General features: G+C 54.4%; 18 protein-coding genes. 9 read left to right on the top strand and 9 right to left on the bottom strand.

The window, feature by feature from the left end:
* Window positions 1–29: 29 nt before the first annotated feature.
* The 6 genes from N2315_00835 to N2315_00810 form a co-directional block, all read right to left on the bottom strand.
* Complete coding sequence (locus N2315_00835) at window positions 30–3,131, bottom strand: efflux RND transporter permease subunit (GenBank protein MCX7827742.1); 3,102 nt, start codon at window positions 3,129–3,131, stop codon at window positions 30–32.
* Window positions 3,131–4,312 (bottom strand): efflux RND transporter periplasmic adaptor subunit, encoded by a 1,182-nt coding sequence (locus N2315_00830; protein MCX7827741.1) that lies wholly within the window; start codon window positions 4,310–4,312, stop codon window positions 3,131–3,133. The genes N2315_00835 and N2315_00830 overlap by 1 nt, the downstream gene beginning before the upstream one ends.
* Before the next feature lie 203 nt (window positions 4,313–4,515).
* Window positions 4,516–5,286 carry an RsiV family protein gene (locus N2315_00825; protein ID MCX7827740.1) on the bottom strand — a complete coding sequence of 257 codons (771 nt, stop codon included), beginning with the start codon at window positions 5,284–5,286 and terminating at the stop codon, window positions 4,516–4,518.
* A gap of 2 nt (window positions 5,287–5,288) precedes the next feature.
* Window positions 5,289–6,569, bottom strand: coding sequence for a histidinol dehydrogenase (hisD, locus tag N2315_00820; protein MCX7827739.1), 1,281 nt, complete (start codon window positions 6,567–6,569; stop codon window positions 5,289–5,291).
* Between the two features lie 52 nt (window positions 6,570–6,621).
* Complete coding sequence (locus N2315_00815; GenBank protein MCX7827738.1) at window positions 6,622–7,551, bottom strand: PfkB family carbohydrate kinase; 930 nt, start codon at window positions 7,549–7,551, stop codon at window positions 6,622–6,624.
* Window positions 7,552–7,555: 4 nt separating this feature from the next.
* Entirely contained in the window at window positions 7,556–8,113 is a 558-nt protein-coding gene (locus tag N2315_00810; GenBank protein ID MCX7827737.1) for a DsbA family protein, read from the bottom strand.
* A gap of 245 nt (window positions 8,114–8,358) precedes the next feature.
* Between N2315_00810 and N2315_00805 the strand changes: the two genes are divergently transcribed.
* From N2315_00805 to N2315_00780, 6 genes are all read left to right on the top strand, one after another.
* Entirely contained in the window at window positions 8,359–9,939 is a 1,581-nt protein-coding gene (locus N2315_00805; protein ID MCX7827736.1) for a polysaccharide biosynthesis C-terminal domain-containing protein, read from the top strand.
* Window positions 9,940–9,986: 47 nt separating this feature from the next.
* Window positions 9,987–11,288 (top strand): nucleotide sugar dehydrogenase, encoded by a 1,302-nt coding sequence (locus N2315_00800; GenBank protein ID MCX7827735.1) that lies wholly within the window; start codon window positions 9,987–9,989, stop codon window positions 11,286–11,288.
* A gap of 4 nt (window positions 11,289–11,292) precedes the next feature.
* Complete coding sequence (locus N2315_00795; protein MCX7827734.1) at window positions 11,293–12,330, top strand: Gfo/Idh/MocA family oxidoreductase; 1,038 nt, start codon at window positions 11,293–11,295, stop codon at window positions 12,328–12,330.
* Window positions 12,331–12,406: 76 nt separating this feature from the next.
* The gene (locus N2315_00790; protein MCX7827733.1) at window positions 12,407–13,594 is read left to right on the top strand and encodes a hypothetical protein; all 1,188 of its coding nucleotides are present in this window, start codon (window positions 12,407–12,409) and stop codon (window positions 13,592–13,594) included.
* 143 nt (window positions 13,595–13,737) lie between these two features.
* Window positions 13,738–14,352 carry an imidazole glycerol phosphate synthase subunit HisH gene (gene hisH, locus N2315_00785; protein ID MCX7827732.1) on the top strand — a complete coding sequence of 205 codons (615 nt, stop codon included), beginning with the start codon at window positions 13,738–13,740 and terminating at the stop codon, window positions 14,350–14,352.
* Between the two features lie 4 nt (window positions 14,353–14,356).
* Window positions 14,357–15,073: an AglZ/HisF2 family acetamidino modification protein gene (locus tag N2315_00780; GenBank protein MCX7827731.1), complete on the top strand. Its 717-nt coding sequence runs from the start codon at window positions 14,357–14,359 to the stop codon at window positions 15,071–15,073.
* Window positions 15,074–15,175: 102 nt separating this feature from the next.
* Here the strand turns inward: N2315_00780 and N2315_00775 are convergent, their stop codons facing one another.
* Together N2315_00775 and wecB are read right to left on the bottom strand one after the other, a co-directional pair.
* Window positions 15,176–16,297, bottom strand: a complete 1,122-nt coding sequence (locus N2315_00775; protein ID MCX7827730.1) for an N-acetyl sugar amidotransferase — start codon at window positions 16,295–16,297, stop codon at window positions 15,176–15,178.
* Between the two features lie 64 nt (window positions 16,298–16,361).
* A complete protein-coding gene (wecB, locus tag N2315_00770; GenBank protein MCX7827729.1) occupies window positions 16,362–17,450 on the bottom strand; it encodes a UDP-N-acetylglucosamine 2-epimerase (non-hydrolyzing) in 1,089 nt (362 codons plus the stop codon).
* A 133-nt stretch (window positions 17,451–17,583) separates the two neighbouring features.
* On the opposite strand from wecB, the gene N2315_00765 reads away from it, so the two are divergent.
* The 3 genes from N2315_00765 to N2315_00755 all read left to right on the top strand — a co-directional run bounded on the left by N2315_00765 (window position 17,584) and on the right by N2315_00755 (window position 21,144).
* On the top strand, window positions 17,584–18,693 hold the full coding sequence (locus tag N2315_00765; GenBank protein ID MCX7827728.1) for a glycosyltransferase family 4 protein: 1,110 nt from the start codon (window positions 17,584–17,586) through the stop codon (window positions 18,691–18,693).
* 145 nt (window positions 18,694–18,838) lie between these two features.
* Complete coding sequence (locus N2315_00760; GenBank protein ID MCX7827727.1) at window positions 18,839–19,996, top strand: aminotransferase class I/II-fold pyridoxal phosphate-dependent enzyme; 1,158 nt, start codon at window positions 18,839–18,841, stop codon at window positions 19,994–19,996.
* A gap of 14 nt (window positions 19,997–20,010) precedes the next feature.
* On the top strand, window positions 20,011–21,144 hold the full coding sequence (locus tag N2315_00755; protein MCX7827726.1) for a glycosyltransferase: 1,134 nt from the start codon (window positions 20,011–20,013) through the stop codon (window positions 21,142–21,144).
* A 19-nt stretch (window positions 21,145–21,163) separates the two neighbouring features.
* Here N2315_00755 and N2315_00750 read toward each other — a convergent pair whose 3' ends face one another.
* Window positions 21,164–21,793 (bottom strand): sugar transferase, encoded by a 630-nt coding sequence (locus N2315_00750; protein ID MCX7827725.1) that lies wholly within the window; start codon window positions 21,791–21,793, stop codon window positions 21,164–21,166.
* Window positions 21,794–21,803 lie beyond the last annotated feature (10 nt).

Genomic DNA, 21,803 nt, shown 5'->3' with positions numbered 1-21,803 from the left:
GGGGGGGCTGTGTTTTTGTTGTGTTTAGGTTAAGAGCCTTGCCTTTCTTGCCCCGTCTTGGCTCCGTTGGATTTCCTGCGCCACTCGTCCTGCACGATGTAGATTAGGGGCACCACGAAGAGGGCTAGCGCCCCGGACATGGCCACGCCCCCCGCGGAGGCGATGCCTATGCCGTTGGTGAACTCGCTTCCCATGCCCCGGGATACCGCCAGGGGTAGCATGCCCAGCACCGCCGCCAACGTCACCATCACCACGGGCCGGAAGGAGGTTTTAAGGGCCAGGAGCATGGTCTTAACGTTGTCCTTGCTTCCGCTCCGGGACCTCAAGCTTCGGAACTCGTCCACCACCAGTATGGCGTTGTTCACCACGATGCCTATGAGCATCACCACCCCCAGGAGCACGAAGATGTTCATGGGAGTTCCGGTGGCCCAAAGGGCCCAAAGCACCCCCGTGAGCCCCAACGGAACCGTCGTCAGTATGAGCACCGGCCACTTGAAGGACTCCAGTATGGCGGCAAGGGCCAGGAACGTGAGGATCACGGAAAGGGCCCCCGCCTCGGCGAAGGCGTCGTTGGCGTCGGACATGCGCTCGTAGTCCCCCCTGAAGGCGATCTTGTACCCGGGAGGGAGGAGCCCTTGATCTTCTATGGCCTGGGACAGGTTCTTAACCGCCGTGCCAAGGGGGTATCCCGGCGAAAGGTCCGAGAAGAACTTGGCGGTCCTCATCTTGTCCGCCCGGTAGACCTTTATGGGGGACATCCTCTCCGACACCTGCGCCACCGCCCCCAGGGGTATGGTGCCGCCTCCTGGGATTGGAAGCTGGAAGCTCCGTATCTGATCCATCCCCGGCTGCTCGTCGAACTTAACCCGGATGTCGTAGTTCTTCTCCGGGGTCTTGAACACCGCCCCTTTCTCGCCTTCGATGTTGTTCCTGAGCACCGCCCCAAGGGCCGCCGGCGGGACTCCCATGTCGGAGAGCACCGGCCTTGCGGGGGTCACCACCACCTCCCGCTTGCCCTCCCGAACGGAGGTGTCGGTGTCCACGAGGCCCTCCATCCCCTGGGTAAGGCGCTGCACGTTGAGGGCTATCCTGTCCAGCTCGTCGAAGTCGTCGCCCATTATGTCGAGCTGCACCGGTATGTTCTGGCCTCCTATGAAGGACGGCACGCTCACGGTGACCTTGGCGCCCGGGAAGTTCCTCATCCGCTGTCTTACCTGATCCAAAAGCTGGAAGATGTCCACGTCCCGCGTGGTCTTGGGGGAGAAGTTCAAAAGCGTCTGGGCCAGGTAAACCCCTTCCTCGCTTTCCCCCACTCCCTCCACCTTGCCTATGGTGGAGTACACGTGGTTAAGGTGGGGAAGGCCCTTAAGGAGCTTCTCCGCCTCCGAAACCCGCTGGATGGTGATGTCCAGGTTCTGCCGGGTGGGGAACTCCATCTTCACGTATATGTTCCCCTTGTCCACCGTAGGGGCGAAGCTGAAGCCTATCTTGGGCATGAGGGTTATGGAGTGGAAGAAGAGCAGCGCCACCAGCGCCAGCACCGCTGTGGCTAGGACCTTCCGCTCCGCCAGGTGCTTCACCATCTCCACGTACCGTTCCGCCATCCGGTTAAGCTTCTCGTTGAACTTTGCCTCCAGCTTCTCAAGGGTTCCGCCGGAGGTGGCTTTAAGCAGCAGGGCGGATAGTATGGGGGTTAGGGTGAAGGAGATGAATATGGACATGGCGTTCACGATGAGGGAGGTTATGGCGAAGGGCCGGAAGAACATGCCCACCATGCTGCCCATGAGCCCTATGGGCAGGAGGACCACCACGTTGGTGCCGGCGCTGGCAAGCACTGCGATCAAGACGTCCTGGGTGCCCTCCATGGCGGCCTTTAAGGGGTCCTGGGTCTCCTTGAGGCGGGACAGCACGCTCTCCAGCACCACAAGGCTGTTGGAGACCAGGATGCCCACCGACAGCCCCAAAGCCAACAGGGTGGAGGTGTTCATGGTGTACCCCAAAAGCTGCATGAAGAAAAGGGACATCACTATGGTAAGGGGCATGCTCACCGCCACCACGATGGTGGACCTTACGTTGTACAGGAAGAGGAACAGTATGCCCGCGGTGAGGAGGATGCCCTGGATTATGCTTGATATGGTGCCGTTAACCGAGGACCTTATGTAAGAGCCCTCGTCGGTTACCCACACGAGCTTCGTGCCGCCGGGGATTTCGTTTTGAACCTCCAGGAAGACCTTCATCACCCGGTCCACCAGCGCCACGGCGTTGGCGTCGGACTTCTTCACTATCTGGATGCCTATGGCCTGCTTGCCGTCGAGGAACACAGCCTGGCGGCGCTCCTTCACGTCGAACTTGAGGTCCCCCACGTCCTTAAGGGTCGTCCTGATGCCGTTCCTGGAGGTAAGGGGCATCATCTCAAGGTCCTTAAGGCTCCTGTAGTCCCCGTCGAAGCGCACCGACGCCTCGTCGTCCCCGTCCTTTATCCGCCCCGCCGGCACGGTCCTCACCCCTTCCGCCAGTGCCTTGGTGACCTGGTAGGAGGTAAGCCCCCGCTCCGCCAGCCTGAAGCGGTTGAGCAGCACGTGAAGCTCCCTTTCGGAGCCGCCCGTAAGGCGCACCTCCGCCACACCAGGAAGGGTGGAGAAGCGGTCCTTGAGCTTCCGGTCCACGTAGTCGTAGAGCTCGTCTATGGGCATGTCCCCCACCAGCGCCATGGTGACCACCGGGGAGGCGTTTATGTCGAACTTCTGTATTATGGGCTTCTCCACCCCCTCCGGCAGGTCCGGGATTATGGGGTCCAGCTTCTCCCGCACGTCGTTGGCTGCGGCGTCCACGTTGGTTCCAAGCTCGAACTCCAGCCCCACCACCGCCACGTTCTCCATGCAGGTGGACTTTATGTGCTTTATCCCGTCCACCGACGACACCGCGTCCTCTATCTTCTTGGCCACGTCGGCCTCGATGTCCTTCGGCGACGCCCCGGGCCATATGGTGAGCACCGTGATGAAGGGGGCGTCCACCTTGGGCATCAGCTCCACCCCCATCTTCCGGTAGGCGTTGATGCCAAGGAACGCAAGGGCTATCAGAAGGCACCCCATGGCCACCGGGCGCCTTAGGGAAACGTGGTGGAGGGCCATCAGTTAAGCCTCCTTACGGTCTTTACCTTCGACCCGTCGGACAGCATGGAGGCCCCGTCCGCCGCCACCAGGTCCCCCTCGGACAGGTCGCCGGAGGTTATCTCAACCCATCCCTTGGCGGTGAGGCCCGTTTCCACCTTAACCTCCTTGGCGGCGGCCCCCGCTATGCGGTAGACCACGGTGCCGGACTCCTTCCGCACCAGACACTTGGCGGGCACCCCAATGGAGGTGCGGGTGCTTATCTGGAAGGTGAGGTTCGCCATGGCGCCGGGCACCTTGTAGGGGCTGCCCTGAGTCCTGCAGCGGATCTCGAAGGTCCTGGTCACGGGGTCCACCACCGGCGCCTTGGTGGACACGGTGAGCTCCTCCCGGTACAGCCCCGAGGGGTCCTCTATGACGACCTTCGTCTTGCCTGGCAGCACCTTGGGGTAGAGCTCCGCGGGAAGGAATGCCTGCACCTCCAGCCGGGAGGGATCGTCTATCCTGAGCACCGGAACGCCGGGGCGCCCCATCTCCCCGGGCTCCGCCATGCGCTTGCTCACCATGCCGTCCATGGGGGAGTAAACGGTGGTGTCCCCGTAGTTCTTCCGGGCTATCTCAAGGGCCGCCCTTGCCTTGCTGAGCGAGGCCCTGGCGGAACTGAGCATGCTCTCTGCGGAGCGCACCATCGCCTTTGCCTGCAGGTAGCGGGTTGACACGTCGTCGAACATGCTCTGGCTTATGGCCCCCTCCTTGAGGAGCTCGCCGAAGCGTCTGTGGTCCAGCTCCACCCGCTCAAGGTCCGCCCGGGCCCGGATGAGGGCCTGGGATCTTTCCTCCGCGGCGAAGGCGGCGGCCTCAAGGTCCCGCTGGGCCATCTTCAGGGCCTCCTCCTGCCGGAGGTTGTCGGTCTTGAAGAGGGGTGCGCCCTTTCTCACCCGGTCCCCCTCCCGCACGTATATCTCCAATATGGTGCCGTCCGCCTTGGGGGTCACCGAGGCGTAGCGCAGGGCCCGTATGGATCCCTGGGTTGAGAAAGCCTCCTTGAACTCCATGCTCATGGCGGTCGCCACCGACACCGGGATATCCTTGGCCTTGGCGGGCTGGCTCTTATCCCCTCCCGCAAGCCTTAAAGCCGCTGCCCCCAACACCAGGACCGCCGCGGCGGCGATCCAGCGGGGACTCACCTTAAAACTGATCACCGGACACATCCCTCCGATCTACTTTCTTTCATATGTGTTTCATATGTGGCTTACGGCGTCGTAGACAGACCGTTCGGTCGGTATGTTAGACCCCCAAATGTCCCCTGTCAACGGGGCCCCTCGTATTTCGGCTGTCCGGGCCTTTGGCCGCCTTGCTTATCCTGGGCTCCTTGAGTGTCTTTGGTGCCCTGGCCCTATAGCGGCTAGCGGATCCTGATGGCGGGTTCCCTTGCGATGTCCTGGAGGTCCTTGAGGGGTATCTTGAACTCCACGTCCCCGTAGACCCCGGGGGTGAACCGGTAGCGTTCCCAGAATATGACCAGGCTCTTGCTCTTTAAGTCCAGGTAGAAGGAGTAAGAGTAGTCGTCCCCCTTAGGAAGATCCTGTCCCTCGTTGAGGGCCAGCTGGTCCTTGGATATCCTCTCCTTGGCCATGGCGTTGACCGCCTCTTCTATCCGCTTTTCCCAGCCCTCCTTGAAGAGGCGTCCTAGGGCCACCCTCTCGCCGGTATATAGGTCGTAGGTGGCCGCCGAAAAGGATGTGACGGGGTGGGCCATCATTGGCGCGCTTACGAAGCCTACGTTCTTCACGCTTATGAGGTTGCCCTTGAGGAAGGCAACCTCCGCCCTGCGCTCCCCGTAGAAGGAGGACCGGTCCGGGTTGGATTTGGCCTCCGACGAGCTGAAGATCTGCACCATGTGGGCCATGGCGCTTAGCGCGTCCTGCCTTAGGGCCCTGTTTATGGAGAGCTTGGCGGCCCCGGGAGATCCGCTCTCCACCCTTGCGTAACGCACCGTTATGGGGAAGCCCTTGACCTCCCGCCTTATGGTCACCATGGAGGCCCTGGGGGCCGATTCGGCGGGCCCTTGGACCATCATGAGCAGCGCCAGCGCCGCCATCAGGGCAAGCCCCGTGGGGTTTTTTAAGCACGGTCTGGATTGATTTGTTTTATTTAAATAAAGTAGATTTATCATGTTCAGCCCCTCCCTTGGGATCGGACCAGGGCGGCCCCGCGGTGGGCCCAGAGCCCCTCCGCCCGGGCAAGCTCCGCGGCCACGGAGGAGAGATCCGCCGCCCCTTGGGGGGTTATCCGCTGGTGGGTCAGCACCTTGAGGAAGTTCCCCACCCAAAGTCCGCCGGTGTAGCGGGCGGCTCCGGCGGTGGGCAGCGTGTGGTTGGTGCCGGAGGCATAGTCTCCGAAGACCTCCGCCGAGTGGTCCCCTATGAAGAGGGATCCGTAGTTCCTAAGGCTCCCTATCCACCTGTCCGGGTCCTCCACAAGGAGCTCCAGGTGTTCCGGCGCCTTGCGGTTTGCCAGCTCCACCGCCTCCTCCATGGAGTCCGCCAGGACCACCTCCCCGTTGTCCTCCCAGGATCGCCTTGCGGTCTTGCCCGTGGGCAGGTCTTTGAGGAGTTCCTCCACCTTTAGCATGGTCTTTTCCGCCAGCTCTTGGCTGGTGGCCACCAGCACGGACTTGGCGTCGGGGTCGTGCTCCGCCTGGGCCAAAAGGTCCCAGGCTATGTACTCCGGCTTGCCGGTCTGGGCTATCACCATCACCTCGCTGGGCCCCGCCACGAAGTCTATGCCCACCTTGCCGAAGCACTGCCGCTTGGCCTCGGTTACGTACTTGTTGCCAGGCCCTACTATGAGATCCACGGGCCTTATGGTCTCGGTGCCGAAGGCCATGGCCGCCACCCCGTGGGCCCCGCCGGCGGCGTAGACCTCCCGGACCCCCGAAGCCCAAAGGGCCCCCAGCACCGCCCGGTCCGGCAGGGCCTCACCGTGTCTTACGGGGGTGCAGGCGCATATCCTCTTGACCCCCGCCACGGCGGCGGGCACCGCCAGCATCAGCACCGTGGAGACCAGTGGATACGCCCCCCCGGGGACGTAGCACCCGCAGGAGTCCACCGGCACCACCCGGTGTCCCAGGAAAACCCCGGGGCATATCTCGGTTTCCCTAAGCTCCGAAAGGCACCGCATCTGAAGCTCCGCGAAGCGGGCGATGTTGTCCTTTGCCTTGAGGACGGCGTCTTTAAGCCCTAAATCCAGCTTAAGGAACGCCTCCTCAAGAACCTCCTCCGGCACCTTGAGGTGCTTCGCTTCGGACTTGTCGTACAGCCTTGAGGCTTCCATCACCGCCCGGTCCCCGTGCCTTTGGACCTCCTCTATTATCCTGGCCACCTGGTCCCTTACGCCGTACATGTCCCCCGCCTCTTGGCCAGAACGATCCCTGGCGGGGGTTTTTAAGTGCCGCATGGAGTTCTCCCCTTTCGGTGGATTGTTTTGTGGATAAATCCCATGGAACCAATCAGCCGGTGAACGAACCGGGCCTTGGCTGGGCCTTGAGCAGCGCTTCCACCTCTTCCCTCAAGGGGAAGCTGTCGATGGTGCCCTTCCGTGTGCAGGCCAAGGCCCCGGCGGCGCAGGCGAACCTTGCGGCCTCCTCCAGGTCCCTGCCCTCCGCCAGCGCCACGGCCATCCCCGCCGCGAAGGCGTCCCCCGCCCCTGAGTGGTCATGGGTGTCCACCCGGAAGGCCTGAAGGGACCTGGGCCTTGAGCCCTTGGAGTACACTATGGTCCCCAGGGGGCCCAAGTGGGCCGCAACCGCCCTGGCCCCCCAGGTTATGAGCCGCTGGGCCCCTTCGTCGGGGTCGTCCTTTTTCGAGAGCCTCGCCAACTCCTCTGCGTTGGGCATCACCACGTCGATCATGCCCCACATTTCGTCGGGCAGCTCCGACGGGGGATATGGGTCCAAAAGCACCAGGCACCCCGCCCGCTTGGCGCACCTCATGGCCTCCAGCACGGTCTCGGGCTTTAGCTCCAGCTGCAACAGGGTGCACTGGGCCCCGTCGAAGAGCTTGGCCTGTTCCAGCACCTGCTGGGGGGTGAGCATGTGGGAGGCCCCGGGGTATACCACCTTGCCGTACCCGCCGAAGGACAGGTTCATGGTCACCTCCAGCATTGTGTGGGCTCCCCGTACAACCTTGACCCCCCGAATGTGCACCTTCTCCTCCTCCAGGTCCTCCATCAGCGGCCGCTCGGACCCGTCGGTGCCCACGGCGCTTATGAGGCTCACCTGGGCCTTGAGCCTTGCGCAGGCCGCCGCCTGCCTTGCGCCGCGCCCTGAGGTGCGCTCCCTGTAATGGGAGGCCTCCACCCTATGGTCTACCTTTGGGTAGGAGTCCACGTCTATGGATATCTCCCGGGCGGAGGCCCCGACTACCACTATCCTTGACAAGGCGTCACCTCCAGGAGGAGATTCGTTCCGCCAGGTCCTCCACGGTGAAGGACGTATCCCATCGGAGGACCACCCTGTGGTCGCTTACGAAGGAGGGGACCACCTCCACTCCGATCTCCTCCGCCCGCCGGTCGTTCTCCTCCAGCGTCTTGTGGAGCAGGGGGTCGTCGAAGGACGCTGCGGGGTTTTCAAGGCCCGCCTCGGAGAAGACCCGCACTATGGCATCGGGGTCCGATATGTTAAGCCCCCGGGCGAAGAAGGCGCTGAAGAGGGCGTCCCCGGCGGCTTGCCCCTTACCCCTTGCCTTGGCCCAAAGGTACGCCGCAAGGGCCCTTTTCGTGTTTGGGACCAGGTTGAGATCCGCGAAATTAGCTTCCGCCGGTTCTCCCAGAGCCCTTAAGGCCCCCAGGTTGGACCAGCGGCGGTTCATCCCGCCCTCCGGCACCTCCGGCATGATCTGCCACGGCGTCCACTCAAGGCCCTTCAGAGGATTGCCGAGTTTCTTAAGAAAACTCCAGGCCAGGTAACAGTAGGGGCACGCGAAGTCGAAAAAGACCTCCATGGGGAGTACCTCCATCCGCGGATTTAGTTGAATATATTATTAGCGAGGGCCATTAAAAAGCAAGGGCCGAAAAGGTGGTTTCCGCCATTGAGAGGCCTACTTCATGCTAGAATCTAGATTCCAAGCCGTGTCAAGGTCCGTCGGCGGGGCGTAGTTCCCTGCTATGATCTCCTTCGGTCGCCCTGGGTGGGTTTGTTGTGGAGTCCCTCGGAGGCTGTGGATCAATTTAGGAGAGGTTGGTATTCTTGAGCGTTTTTTTCCGCATCGGGAGGTTCATTTCAAAGGTGGCGTCGGTTAAGTCCGCCCGGGGAGCGTCTCTGCTGATCCTTGCGTTGACCCTTTTGTCAAAACCGGTGGGTTACGCAAGGATGCTGGTTCTGGCATGGTTCTTCGGGGCCTCCGTAGATATGGACGGTTATAACATGGCCTTTGGTCTGACGTCCCTTTTCATGGCGCTTTTCATCGTGGGCGTGGAGAGCGCGGTCCTGCCGGTGGCGTCAAGGCTTTTGGTGAGGGATGAGGCCAGGGCCCGGTCCCTTATGGGGGCGGTGGTGCGCCTTGTTTTTCTTGGCGCCGTATTGGGAGGGGCGCTGCTTTACGCATTTAGGGCCCCCGTCATAGGCCTTTTCGCTCCGGGTTTTGATCCAAAGAGGGCTGAATCGGCGTCGTACTTCATGGGGATTTGCGCCCTCTTCCTCGTCTTTAAGGTTGCCGCCTCTCCCCTTGAGGCCTGGGCCATGGCGCAAGACAGGTACGTGGTTCCCCATCTTGTCGCCGGCGCTGCGAACCTTTTGTCCTTTCTTGTCTTGGTCGGCGGGGTAGCGGCTGGCTTGGGGATCCCGGCCCTTGGGTTGTCGGTGGTCTTCAACGGGGTTTTGAGCTTTGTCCTGCTTTTGCCGGCGGTGAGGGACTATCCGCTTTTGATCGGAGGCAGGCCGGAGGGGGAGGATTTAAGGGAGGCTTTGGGTCTGTTCCTCCCCTGTCTTGTTTTAAATGGTGTTTTTAGTTTATACACCTTTGTGGACCGGTATTTTGCCTCCATGCTGCCCGTGGGGGGGGTGACCCACCTATATTACAGCGGCGTCATGTTCTCAGCGGCGGGGTCGCTCTTTTCGAGCTCAGCCATGATGTTCCTGGTGAAGGCATCCAAGGCGGTGGAGTCTGGGGGATCTGAGGATCAAAGGCGCATGGTAGAGGGGACCTCCGGGTTAAGTGTGGCTTATATCTTTCCCGTTGGGGCGGCTCTTTTTGCCGGGTCATTGCCGTTGGTGAGGCTGCTTTTTGGGCACGGATCTTTTAAGTGGGAGGACGTCATCGCCACCGGGGCCTGCCTTGGGATCTTCTCGTGGGCCCTGCCTTTTTACGTGTTGAACACCGTTTTTTTTAGAGCCGCCCAGGCGTCAGGGGGGATGGGCAGGGTCTTGATGGTGGTAGTTCCAAGCCTTGTTTTCAACGCCCTTTTGGACTTTTTGTTTTGGCGTCCCTTTGGGGTTTACGGCATAGTCCTTGCCACGTCGCTTGCCATAGCTTTGTCGTCCTTTCTGTACGGCCGTGTGCTTCTTGGGTCTTGTGGGCTTGGGGTGCCATGGCGTTTTGCGGCGCCCCATGTGGCGTTCTCGCTGCTTTGGGGGGTGCCCCTTGGAATGCTGTGCTGGAAGATGGCTGGATGGGGGATTATATGGAGCGCCATCTCCTTGATGGCGGTTCCCCTTGCCCTTTGCCTGCATTTTTACGTTTTAGACAAGGTCGGTTTATATAATCACTTGAGCCATGCTTGGAGGCCATCGGAAATATTGAGGCTTATAATGGGAGCTGCTTCCCGGTAATTGTGGTTGAATTAGGATGAATTTTTAATAAATGGGGGTATGTGGGCATGTCTCTTATGGGGAAGATAACTTCCCGTTCCGCCGTTGTGGGCGTCATAGGCTTGGGCTATGTGGGGCTTCCTTTGGCGGTGGAAAAGGCGCGAGCTGGTTTTAAAGTCATAGGATTCGATGTCCAACCGGATAAATGCGATAAGGTAAATCGCGGTGAGAACTACATAGGCGATGTGGTTGGTGAGGATCTCAGGCGCTTGGTTCAGGATGGCAGGATTATGGCCACATCGGACTTCGGCCGTATTGCAGAGTGTGATGTGGCGGCCATATGCGTCCCAACGCCCTTGGATCAATACAAGCAACCGGACATATCATATGTGAAGGCCTCGGCGGAGTCGGTGGCTAAGTACATGCACGAGGATATGCTGGTGGTCCTTGAATCCACCACCTGGCCTGGCACCACGGAAGAGATCTTGAAGCCAATATTTGAATCTAAAGGCTACAAGGCTGGAGAGGATTTCTACCTTGCCTTTTCGCCTGAGCGGGTGGACCCCGGGAACCAGCGGTTTAAGACCCGCAACACCCCTAAGGTTGTTGGGGGTTGCACTCCGGAGTGCACAAGGCATGCCAAGGCACTTTATGAAGCGGTGCTTGACGCGGAGGTATTCGTGGTTTCGTCTCCCAAGGAAGCGGAGATGGCCAAGATCCTTGAGAATACCTTTAGGATAGTCAACTGTGCCTTGGCCAACGAGATGGCGATTATCTGCCATAAGATGGGTGTCAACGTTTGGGAGGTGATAGACGCGGCGGCTACCAAGCCATTTGGCTTCGTGCCGTTCTATCCTGGCGCTGGCGTGGGTGGCCACTGCATCCCCATAGACCCCTACTACCTTACCTGGAGGGCCAGGGGCTATGATTACCACACCCGGCTTATCGAGCTTGCGGGGGACATAAACGATGAAATGCCACGATATGTGGTGTCAAGGCTTCAGGACATGCTGAACGAGCGCACGAAGCCCTTGAAGGGATCCAGGATACTTTTGCTTGGGGTTGCCTACAAGGGGGATATTGATGACGTGAGGGAGTCGCCTTCGCTTAAGGTTTGGGAGGAGTTAATCAAGAAGGGGGCCATCGTTGACTACTTCGACCCTTATTGCCCGGCCGTCAAATTTGCTGGGGATGTTGTAAAATCCATAGAAATTTCATCCTCGGCTCTTTCCGCTTACGATGCCGCTGTGGTAGCCACGGGGCATAGGAATGGAGTGGACTATCAGATGGTGGCCTGTCATGTCCCCATGGTGCTGGACTGCAAGAACGTGTACGGCGCCGATAGGCCGTCAAACGTTACGGTGCTGTAGAAGCATGGGTTTGGAGTGGGAGAGGATGGGGATGTACCGTTTTGGTCTTGTGGGGTGTGGCCGTATAAGCGGAAAGCACGTGGAGGCCTTGAGGGTTTTGGAAGAAGAGGGCAGGGCCAAGCTTGTGGCCTGTTGCGATGTTGATAGGAGCAGGGCTGAAAACGCTGCTGAGGTTGCGGGTTGCGGCGCCTTTGGATCAATCGATGAGATGTTGGAAGCTGTAGGCTGCGATGTGCTGAGCATATGCACTCCATCGGGGCTTCATCCGGCCCATGTGGAAGCGGCGGCTCGGCACGGATGCCATGCTTTGTCAGAAAAGCCAGCTGGGACGAGCCTTGATGCGGTAGACAGGGCCATAAGAGCTTGCGACGAGGCTGGGGTTATGTATTTTGTGGTGAAGCAGAACCGTTTTAACAAACCGGTGGAGCTTTTGCGGAGAGCCCTTGAGGGGGGGCGCTTTGGCAGGATATATATGATATCGTCAAACGTGTTTTGGACCCGTCCCCAAAGCTACTATGACCAGGCTAAGTGGCGCGGCACTTGGGAGTTCGATGGAGGGGCTTTGAGCAACCAGGCTTCCCATTACGTGGACCTTATGCAGTGGATAGGCGGGTCGGTGGAGTCGGTTCAGGCGTTTAGCGCCACGCTGGGCAGGCGAATAGAGGCGGAGGATACCATTGTGGTGAACCTTCGTTATCGCAGCGGCGCCCTTGGCAGTTTGAACGTTACTACTTTGACATATCCCAAGAACCTGGAGGGCAGTTTAACGGTGATTGGGGAGCGTGGCACCGTGAAGATAGGCGGGGTTGCTTTAAACAGGATAGAGCATTGGGAGTTTGAATGTCCCGATCCCATGGATGAAGAAGTACACTGTGCTGATACGGATCCGCCCAGCGTTTATGGTTACGGCCATCTACCCTTTTATCGTCATGTTTTGGATGTCCTGGATGGCAAGGCGGAGCCAATGGTGACAGGACGTGAGGGCAGGAAGACGGTGGAGATAATACAAAGAGTTTATAGTTTTGTTTGGAGTACATGGTAGATATGTTTTGTTTTGATGTTTTGTTTGGTGTCAGAATATCTTTGGCTATGTGTTGTATTGTGGGGGGGGGTGAACCATGATGATCAAATGGACAAGTTTTGGGCGTAACAAAAAAGACAAATATATCAAAAGAATATTGTTGATTGGATCTGACATCAGAACCGATGATAGTTATATTGGTAAATTTATTTATTTAGCTAATTCAAGAAAAAATAGGTATTTAATTGATTGGTATGACCCGTATAGGGGTTTATTTATTTGTTTTAGAGAAGATAAGTTGATAGAGGGGACAGCTCCACGAGTAACTGGGTTGTTATCTGCTATATTGATGGTTGGAGGTTTTCTTTTTAAAAATAAAAACCGCTATGATTTTATTCATTTTCAAGGTGTAAGTCCGATATACTGGTTTTTTTTGCCGTTTATTGGCGATTATATTCTAACTTTTTGGGGTTCTGATTTGTATCAAATTAATGGCATCAAAGCTGCTATGTGTAGGGCTCTAGTGGGAAGAGCTTTGGCAGTTAGTTTAGCGAGAGAAAAGATGATAAAAAGATGTGTTGAACTCTTTGGAGACAAAAGGAAACTATTTATAACTAGATTTGCTTCGATTATGGACTTTGCTATAATAGATAGAGTAAAAAAGAGCGATATAGATGAATTTAATGACAAGCATTTGGTTGATGCCACCGATATAGTTATAACCATAGGGCATTCATCTTCTAGTAACGATAATCACTCTTACATAATAGAAGAGGTGGCTAAACTGCCGAATTATATCGCATGTAAGTTCTTCTTGTTTTTGCCGATGGGATATGGTGACTCTGGTTATCGAGATAAAATAATAGAAAAATGCTCCGATGTCCTGGGTCAACGTGGAATAAGGTATTATATAGAGAAGAAAGTTATGTCGTTGCAAGAAATAGCTGTTTTGAGAAAAAGAACCAACATAACTATAAATCTACTGAACACGGATGTATTGTCGGCATCAATGCAAGAGAATTTATATGCTGGTAATGTTGTAATTAACGGAGCTTGGCTTGATTATAGTGAGCTAAGAAAACTCGGCGCTTATTACGAAGTATTGGATCGCCTTGAGGATGGTTTGTTGCGCGACAAGTTGTTATATGTTCTAGAAAATATAGATTACTTGCGCGAAAAGTCTAAGGTAAATAAAAATATAATACTTAAAATTAATAACTGGAATGATGTTGTTAGGGGTTTTATTAATATGTATGATTGTCTTAACCCTGTCAGTGTGTTATAAAAGCTCTAAAATGTTTGTTTTAATATTGCGGTTGTGTGTTGTTTTTGTTCTTAGTTGTGGTGCGCAGGGGAATATAGAGAATATAGCCCGGTTAGTTTTGGGATTTCAAAAAACTGGAGAGTTTATTTATTAATGGTGATGATATGATTAATATAGCGATAGTATCGTGTTCGTTTGGAAATATTAACTCTATCGTAAATATGATGCGATATATTGGTGTAGATTGTAACGTATCTTCTAGCCCGAATGAAATAGCAAGGGCGGAAAAACTTCTACTCCCAGGGGTTGGAGCTTTTGATGTTGGTATGAAATCTCTTAGGGACTCTGGCCTTTTGGATGCCCTTTGTTATTCTGTTTTAGAGCGAGGGGTGCCTATCCTTGGAATATGCCTTGGTATGCAGCTCATGGCTAAGAGAAGCGAGGAAGGAAGCTTGCCGGGGTTGGGCTGGATAAATGCTGAGGTGGTAAGGTTTCGTTTCCCGGAAGGGGTTAGCTTAAAAGTCCCCCATATGGGCTGGAATTCGCTATCTATCAAAAGGGAAAATAGATTGATAAAGCCAGAAGAAAGACAGCGTTTTTACTTTGTTCATTCTTACCATGTGATGTGTGACGACGCATCGGATGTGGTTGCCACTTGTGAGTATGGCTATGATTTTGTAGCGGCGTTTGAGCACGACAATATCTTTGGCGTTCAGTTCCATCCGGAGAAGAGCCATAAATACGGCATGGCATTGATAAAGCGTTTTGTGGAGATGTGATAGTATGCTGAGACATCGTATTATACCTTGTCTTTTGCTTTCAGGAGGGGGATTGGTTAAGACTACCAGGTTTTCCAGTCCTAGATATGTTGGAGATCCCATCAATGTGATAAGGATATTTAATGAAAAGGAAGTTGATGAGCTGATTTTGTTGGATATAGAGGCATCACGGCAGAACAGGCCTCCTGATTTTGAGCTCATAGAACAGATAGCAGGCGAGTGTTTTATGCCTCTATGTTATGGAGGGGGTATAAAGACCTTTGAGCAGGCGAGCAGGTTGTTTTCTTTGGGAGTTGAGAAAGTGTCCCTGCAATCTGCGGCATTGGAGTCGCCTGAACTAATACGAAAGATTGCGGATCACTACGGCAGCCAAGCGGTGGTGATTTCCGCTGATGTTAAGAAGAGTTGGTTGGGGAAGAAGAAGCTTTATTTTTCTAGTAGGGATAAGGCTTTGGATTTACCGCTGGAAGAATTCCTTTGGCGATGTGTGAATCTTGGCGCAGGAGAGGTTTTGCTCAACTCGGTGGATAGGGACGGTACCATGGAAGGCGTGGATTGTGACTTGATCCGAGAGATTGCCGGTAAATTACCAGTTCCGCTGATAGCGATGGGTGGAGCCGGCAGTCTATTGCATATGCGTTCTGCGATTGAAGCTGGGGCCAGTGCCGTAGCGGCGGGGGGGTTTTTTTTTTTCATGGACCTCATAGGGCAGTTCTTATAACTTATCCTACACACGATGAGATAGATTCTATTTTTACATACAAATAGTGCAAAAACGGAGAGAGGGGATTTGTTACCACCACGCTCCGTTTTTTGTATGACCCTACTTAGCGATACTATCGATCATTTTTTTTATATCTAAGCAGATTTTTTTTAGATTTTCGTTAGATGGAATTTTTGGGTGAATATCCTTGGGTAGGTATAGCATTTCTTCGAATTCAGCTCTAGATATTTTAAGTTTCTTTGTTAGGTATTCTATGTCTCTTTCAACATCTTCCACTGGATACGGGGGTTTTGAAATTTCCACCAGCGCTTCTTCTCTTGTTATTTCTCCAGAAACTATAAGGCTTGAAAGATGTGCCTTCCTCTTGTCATATCCATACCTAGTTGGTAGATAGTAGCCTTGGAAGAACTTTGTAAATCTAGACTCCCAATGCTTAGCGCCATAATAGCTCCAGCCATATTTTTGTAATTCTGCTATAGCGTCCTTCTTTTTATATGGAATGTAGTTAAGGGGTCTAATTATCTTCATGCCAATAATATAAGGATAATAGAAGTGAAGTTGATAGAAGCTAATCAAGGGGAAGCCACTAAGATTGCCATCTCCGAATCTTTGTACTATGGCCTTCAAATATTTTGAATCCATAGCATCATATCCCCAAGCTTTTGGTAGTATGCTCTCGGTAGCATAATTAGATCCACTGAAGACATAAAGCAATCTATGTTTTACAGCGTAGTGGTATAGCGAGGCAAAAAAGGCATGATCTTGGGGTATATCCTGATTAGGGATGCCAGATTTTAGAAAAGCCACCTGTACTCTTCTCATGGCATCCCAATTAATTACTATTGTGTCTAAATCTACACCTAGATTTTTACACAACAATTCTATATTTTTTACGGCTAGCTCTGAATTCCAGCCCGCATCTACGTGAACCGCAAGAGGATTTAATCCCCATTCTCTGAGCTTACATAGCAAATAAGAGCTATCTACCCCTCCACTTAGTCCAATTATCCCGTCATACTGTTTATTCTTGCAATCAGATTTTATTCTATCTATTATTTTATTTAACTCCTGCATGCCTTGATGATTTGGAATCCACTTGATATTCTTTATATTTTTAAAAAAATTATTGCAGTGGTTGCAATAGCCGTTATCATCGAACACTATTTCTGGGTCTGTTGTGTCCATTATGCAGCGTTTGCATACTTGATATTTGGTGGTCATTTGTTGTCCTCCTGTTGGTTTTTAGTCTAGGGGGTTAATTAAAAGAGCTGTTTAGTAGATAATTTTAGGCATTTAGCTTGAGGTGGTCTAGTATTTTATGCGTGGCGTTGCCTTCCCCAAGGAGCCCCTTAGGATATAGAGGGTTATTGTTAATTTTAGATATTTTATCCAATAGCGCCTCGGGGTCGGTAGGGCAAAGCTCGTTCCACCCCGATTCTACAAGCTCTCTCCATCCAGTGTCAGGCATTATTACCACTGCTCTCTTGCCTGCGTAGTAGGCTTCCTTTTGGTAGCCTCCGCTGTCAGTTACCACCGCAGTGCATGCCATTGTTAGGGACATTAAGTCAATGTAGCCGACTGGATCTGTTACCAGAAGATCTTCTGTATATGGCTGGAGGCCAAATTGGTTTACTCTGGACCTGGTTCTGGGATGCATAGGTAATAGGACGGCCAAGCCCAACTCCCTATGTATCATGTTTAGTCCTTTCAATATTGCGGTGAGGTTATCGGGATTGTCGGTGTTAAAATCTCGGTGGATGGTTGCTATGATAAACGGATCCCCGTGGCGGATTCCGAAGCGTCTTGTGGTTTCTTCTGGATTAAAGCGATGGCGCATCATTAGAAAAAGGTCGTACATGATATCTCCTACCAATGCCACGCCATCGGAGATTCCTTCTTTTAGGAGGTTTTGAACCCCAAGGTTTGAGCAACAAAAAAGAAGCGTAGAGATGTGATCGGTGAGAACCCTGTTTATCTCCTCAGGCATGTCTTTGGGTTTTTGGCGTATGCCGGCCTCCACGTGTGCCACTGGTATCTTGAGCTTGGCCGCCGCCAGGGCGCCTGCAACCGTGGTATTGGTATCTCCATATACCATAACCATGTCCGGTTTTTCCTTAACTAGGACGCTCTCGAATTTTTCAAGTACTTCTGCTGTTTGTTTGCCGTGGGAACCCGGCGTTGCTCCTAAAAAGTAATGGGGAGACGGTATCTCAAGCTCGGAGAAGAATATGTCCGACATGTTGGCATCGTAATGCTGCCCCGAGTGGACAACAATGTGATTCCAGAGGTTTCTTTTTCTGACTTCTGCAGATACTACAGCTTCCTTTATGAACTGGGGCCTTGCCCCGACGAGAGAAACAATCTTTCTTTTCATTGCGGTAAATCCCCTATCGATTGTGTTTTTGTTTGCTATAATTTCTCTTATAATAGCATAAACGCAACCTCTTTGCTAATGAATAACAGCAGGCTTTTTAAGTCTGCTTTGTGAAGGGTGGTATTTAATGCGGTTGGCCTATCTGACCCTTGAGGGGTCCAGGGAGGGACAGGCGTCTTATGTGCATGTTCATGAAATAATAAAGGGCTTAAGGAGAAACGGTTGGGATGTTAAACTGTTTGAGCCTTACTATGCTGGTGTGGATAAACCAGGCTTGGCCGTGAGGCTTTGGAAGTTTCTTGCGGTCCAGGTGAGTATGGCTTGGAGTTTCCTGAAGAATGGGAAGCCAGATGTTTTGTATGTAAGATCGCATCCTTTTTCCTGGCCATCGGTGATGCTTGCAAAAGCGCTGGGTGTTGTGGTGGTTAGTGAGGTTAACGGCCCCTATGAGGACCTGTTTCTAGCTTGGCCATTTACCAGAAGGTTTTCTTGGATGTTTGTTTGGTTGTGGCGAAGCCAATGGAGACACAGCGATGCTTTGGTAACAGTTACCAAGGGTCTTGTTGATTGGCTGAAAAGCCAGTCTGTTAATGAGTTGGTCTTCCTTATCCCTAATGGGGCTGACACGGAGTTTTTTTCCCCATCCGCAGTTGTGAACCCAAGTGCTTTTAGTGATTTTTTGCCCAGGTTTTACGCCGTTTTCTTCGGAGCTCTTGCTAGATGGCAGGGCGTTGATACGATGCTTGAAGCGGTCAAAAGTCCCTATTGGCCTCAAGAGGTAAGCCTTTTGGTTGCCGGGGAGGGGGTGGAAGGACATAAAGTGAAAATGGCCTCACAGGTTTATCAGAGGGTCCTGTACTTGGGAAGAGTCTCTTATAGGGATATTCCCGGCTTAGTGGCCGGAGCAGTGGTTAGCTTGTGTGTAAAAACGAGGGATGCCGCCTTGGTTTCAACTGGTTTGTCGCCTATTAAGCTATTTGAATCTTTGGCCTGTGGTACCCCTATGATAGTTAGCGATATATCTGGACAAGCCGATTTGATTCGGGAGGGTGATTGCGGGTTGGTCATACCACCAGAAGATCCTGATGCTCTGGCCAAGGCGGTTGCGTACATTTACGAAAACCCCTCAGAAAGGGATAGGATGTCTCGAGCTGGACGTTTGCTGATAGAGACGAAGCATTCCTGGGCTATTAGGGCGGATGATACTCATCGCATAATAATGATGCTTCTGAAAAAAAGTTAACTGGCTTTCGTTTTTTGAATGTATTGCCATTTTGTGTTGCGTATGCTGCGCATGCGGATTTTGTGGTTGGCTTGGGGATCGGTTTCTTATTTAAAGTGGCTATGGTGTTTGTTTTGCATCATAGATTGCACGGGGGAATGCGAACATGAAGAAAGAACGCTATTATTGCCATAAAATATACCTTTCCTCCCCCCACATGACCGGCGAGGAGATGGCTTACGTGGAGGAGGCCTTCAGGACCAACTGGGTGGCCCCCTTGGGGCCCCATGTGGAGGCCTTTGAGAGGGAGATGGCACAGGTGCTGGGGGTCAAGTCCGCCTTGGCCCTTTCATCCGGCACCGCGGGGATACATTTGGGGCTCAAGCTCTTGGGCGTGGGCCCCGACGATGTGGTTTTGTGTTCTACATTGACCTTTGCCGCCACCGCAAACCCCATACTTTACCTTGGCGCCAAGCCGGTCTTTATCGATTCGGACCCTGACACTTGGAACATGTCGCTTCCTGCTTTAAAGCGGGCGGTCCAGCGCCTCAAGGACGATGGGGTCAAGCCCAAGGCGTTGGTGGCGGTGGACCTTTACGGCCAAAGCGCCGACTACGACGGCATACTTTCGGTGTGCGGCGAGGAGGGCATACCGGTTCTGGAGGATGCCGCCGAGGCCCTGGGCGCCACGTACAAGGGGAAGATGTGCGGGTCCCTTGGGAGGCTTGGGGTGCTGTCGTTCAACGGGAACAAGATAATAACCACCAGCGGCGGCGGCATGCTGCTTTCCGACGACGAAGACGCCATAGAACGCGCCCGTTTTTGGGCCACCCAGGCCCGTGACAAGGCCCCTTGGTACCAGCACAGCCAGGTGGGGTACAACTACAGGATGAGCAACGTGCTGGCGGGGATAGGAAGGGCCCAGCTCAAGGCCCTTAGCTCCAGGGTCGAGGCAAGGCGCAATGTCTTCGACCGCTACGTGGAGAGCTTGGGCGATCTACACGGCTTATCGTTCATGCCCGAGGCTGCGTACGGCAGGAGCAACCGGTGGCTTACGGTGGTTTTGATAGACCCGTCCTCCGGCTTAACCCCTCTTAACGTCATGGAAAGGCTTGGGGAGGAGGACATAGAGACCCGGCCCCTTTGGAAGCCCATGCACCTGCAGCCCCTGTTCGAGGGCTGCGCGTACTTCCCCCATTTGGAAGGGGAAAGCGTATCGGATCGGCTCTTCTCCATGGGGCTTTGCCTTCCCTCCGGATCGAACCTTACGGAGGAGCAGCAGGAGAGGGTTGTAGGGGCCCTAAGAAGGGCATGGGGCAAGTAAGGGTCCATGAAAACATGAAAAGACGGCTGTTGATGGCGGCCTCGGTTGCGGTGCACCTCGAGGCCTTCCACCTGCCCTATGTGGAGGAGCTAAGACGCAGGGGCTGGGCGGTTTGCGCCGCTGCGGAGGGGGTTGAAAAATCCCCAGCGCTTAAAGCCGCTTTCGATGAGGTTTTCGAAGTCCCCTTTTCCAGAAGCCCATTTGACATCTCCAACGCCAGGGCGTGGAAGATCATGAGATGTCTTATAAGATCCCGCCGGTTTGACCTGGTTCACGTTCATACCCCGGTGGCGGCCCTTGTGACCAGGCTCGCCATAGGGCCCATGAGGAAGGATCTGGGGTTTAAAATCCTCTACACCGCCCACGGCTTCCACTTCCACCCAAAGGGCAATCCGGTGTCTAACTGTGTGTTCGCTGCCCTTGAGAAGGCGGGCGGTTTCTTCACCGACGTCCTGTTCGTCATGAACCGCTACGACCTTGACATGGCGAAGAGGATGAACCTGGCACCCAGGATAGAGTTCGTGAGCGGGGTGGGGGTGGACCTATCCTTCTTTGACCCTGCCGCGGTGTCTATGGAGCAGGTTAGCGGCGTTTTAGGTGAACTAAAGATCAATGACGGGGTCCCGTATTTTCTGAACGTGGCGGAGTTTAACCCAGGTAAGCGCCACATGGACATGGTTCAAGCCCTTAAGGGTGTTGCCGGCAACTGCCGGGTGGTCATGGTGGGAGACGGAAGACTTAGGGAGCAAGTGGCTCAAAGGGTTGCCGAACTTGGTCTTTGGGACCGCTTCAGGTTTGCGGGACATAGGAGCTGTGAAGATGTGAGAGCCCTTTTGCAAGGTTCCCTTGGCATGGTTTTTCCCTCCGCAAGGGAAGGGCTGCCCCGGGCTGTCATCGAGGCCATGGCCATGGGGAAGCTGGTGATAGGGGCGGACGCCAGGGGCACCGTGGACCTTTTGGAGGATCGAAGAGGGTGGCTCTATCCGGTGGGGGACACCGCACACCTTGCGGCGCTCATCGACCAGGCGCTGGCTTGTCCTAAAGAGGCATCTTCCATCGGACAGGCGGCTAGAAGATATGTGGTTGAAGTCATGGACGTTAATAAAATGGTTAAGGACTACGCCGGCATCTGCGAAAGCCTGATTTAACAGGTGTGGCTGGGGCAGGCTAGAGGGGCGGTATGTGCTCTCTGTCTCCTTCCCCCTTGAACTCCTCCATGGTGGCGTGCCCCTCCTGGGATATGCCCTCCCGGAGTGCAACCTTTATCATGGTTAAAAGTATTATCTTAAGGTCCAAAAGGAACGAAAGGTTGTCCACGTACCAAACGTCCATCTCAAAGCGCCTCTCCCAGCACAGGGCGTTTCGGCCGTTCACCTGGGCCCAGCCGGTGATGCCCGGCATCACCTCGTGGCGCCTCATCTGAAATGGGCTGTAGCGGCTGAGGTAAGAGGTAGGGAGCGGCCTTGGACCTACGATGCTCATGTCCCCCTTGAGGACGTTGAAGAGCTCCGGCAGCTCGTCCAGGCTGGTGCTTCGAAGGAACCTGCCGAACCTGGTTAGCCTCACCTCATCTGGGAGCAGCTCCCCCGAGGGGCCTTTGGCATCGGTCATGGTGCGGAACTTGTAGAGCTTGAAGGGCCTTCCGTTAAGCCCCGCCCTCTCCTGCTTGAATATGACCGGCTTGCCAAGGCAAATCCCCACCATCAGCGCCGTGACGGCCATCAATGGCAGGGTCAGTGGAAGGGAGATAAGCACCAGCGCAAGGTCTAGGGGGCGTTTGAGGAAGCGCCGGTAAATCTGCGTCCTC

This window comes from Thermanaerothrix sp. (genome assembly GCA_026417795.1).
In the GTDB taxonomy this organism is placed as follows: domain Bacteria; phylum Synergistota; class Synergistia; order Synergistales; family Synergistaceae; genus Thermanaerovibrio.
Note: the sequence above shows the minus strand (reverse complement) of the source record. Positions and strands in the feature narration are given on the sequence as shown.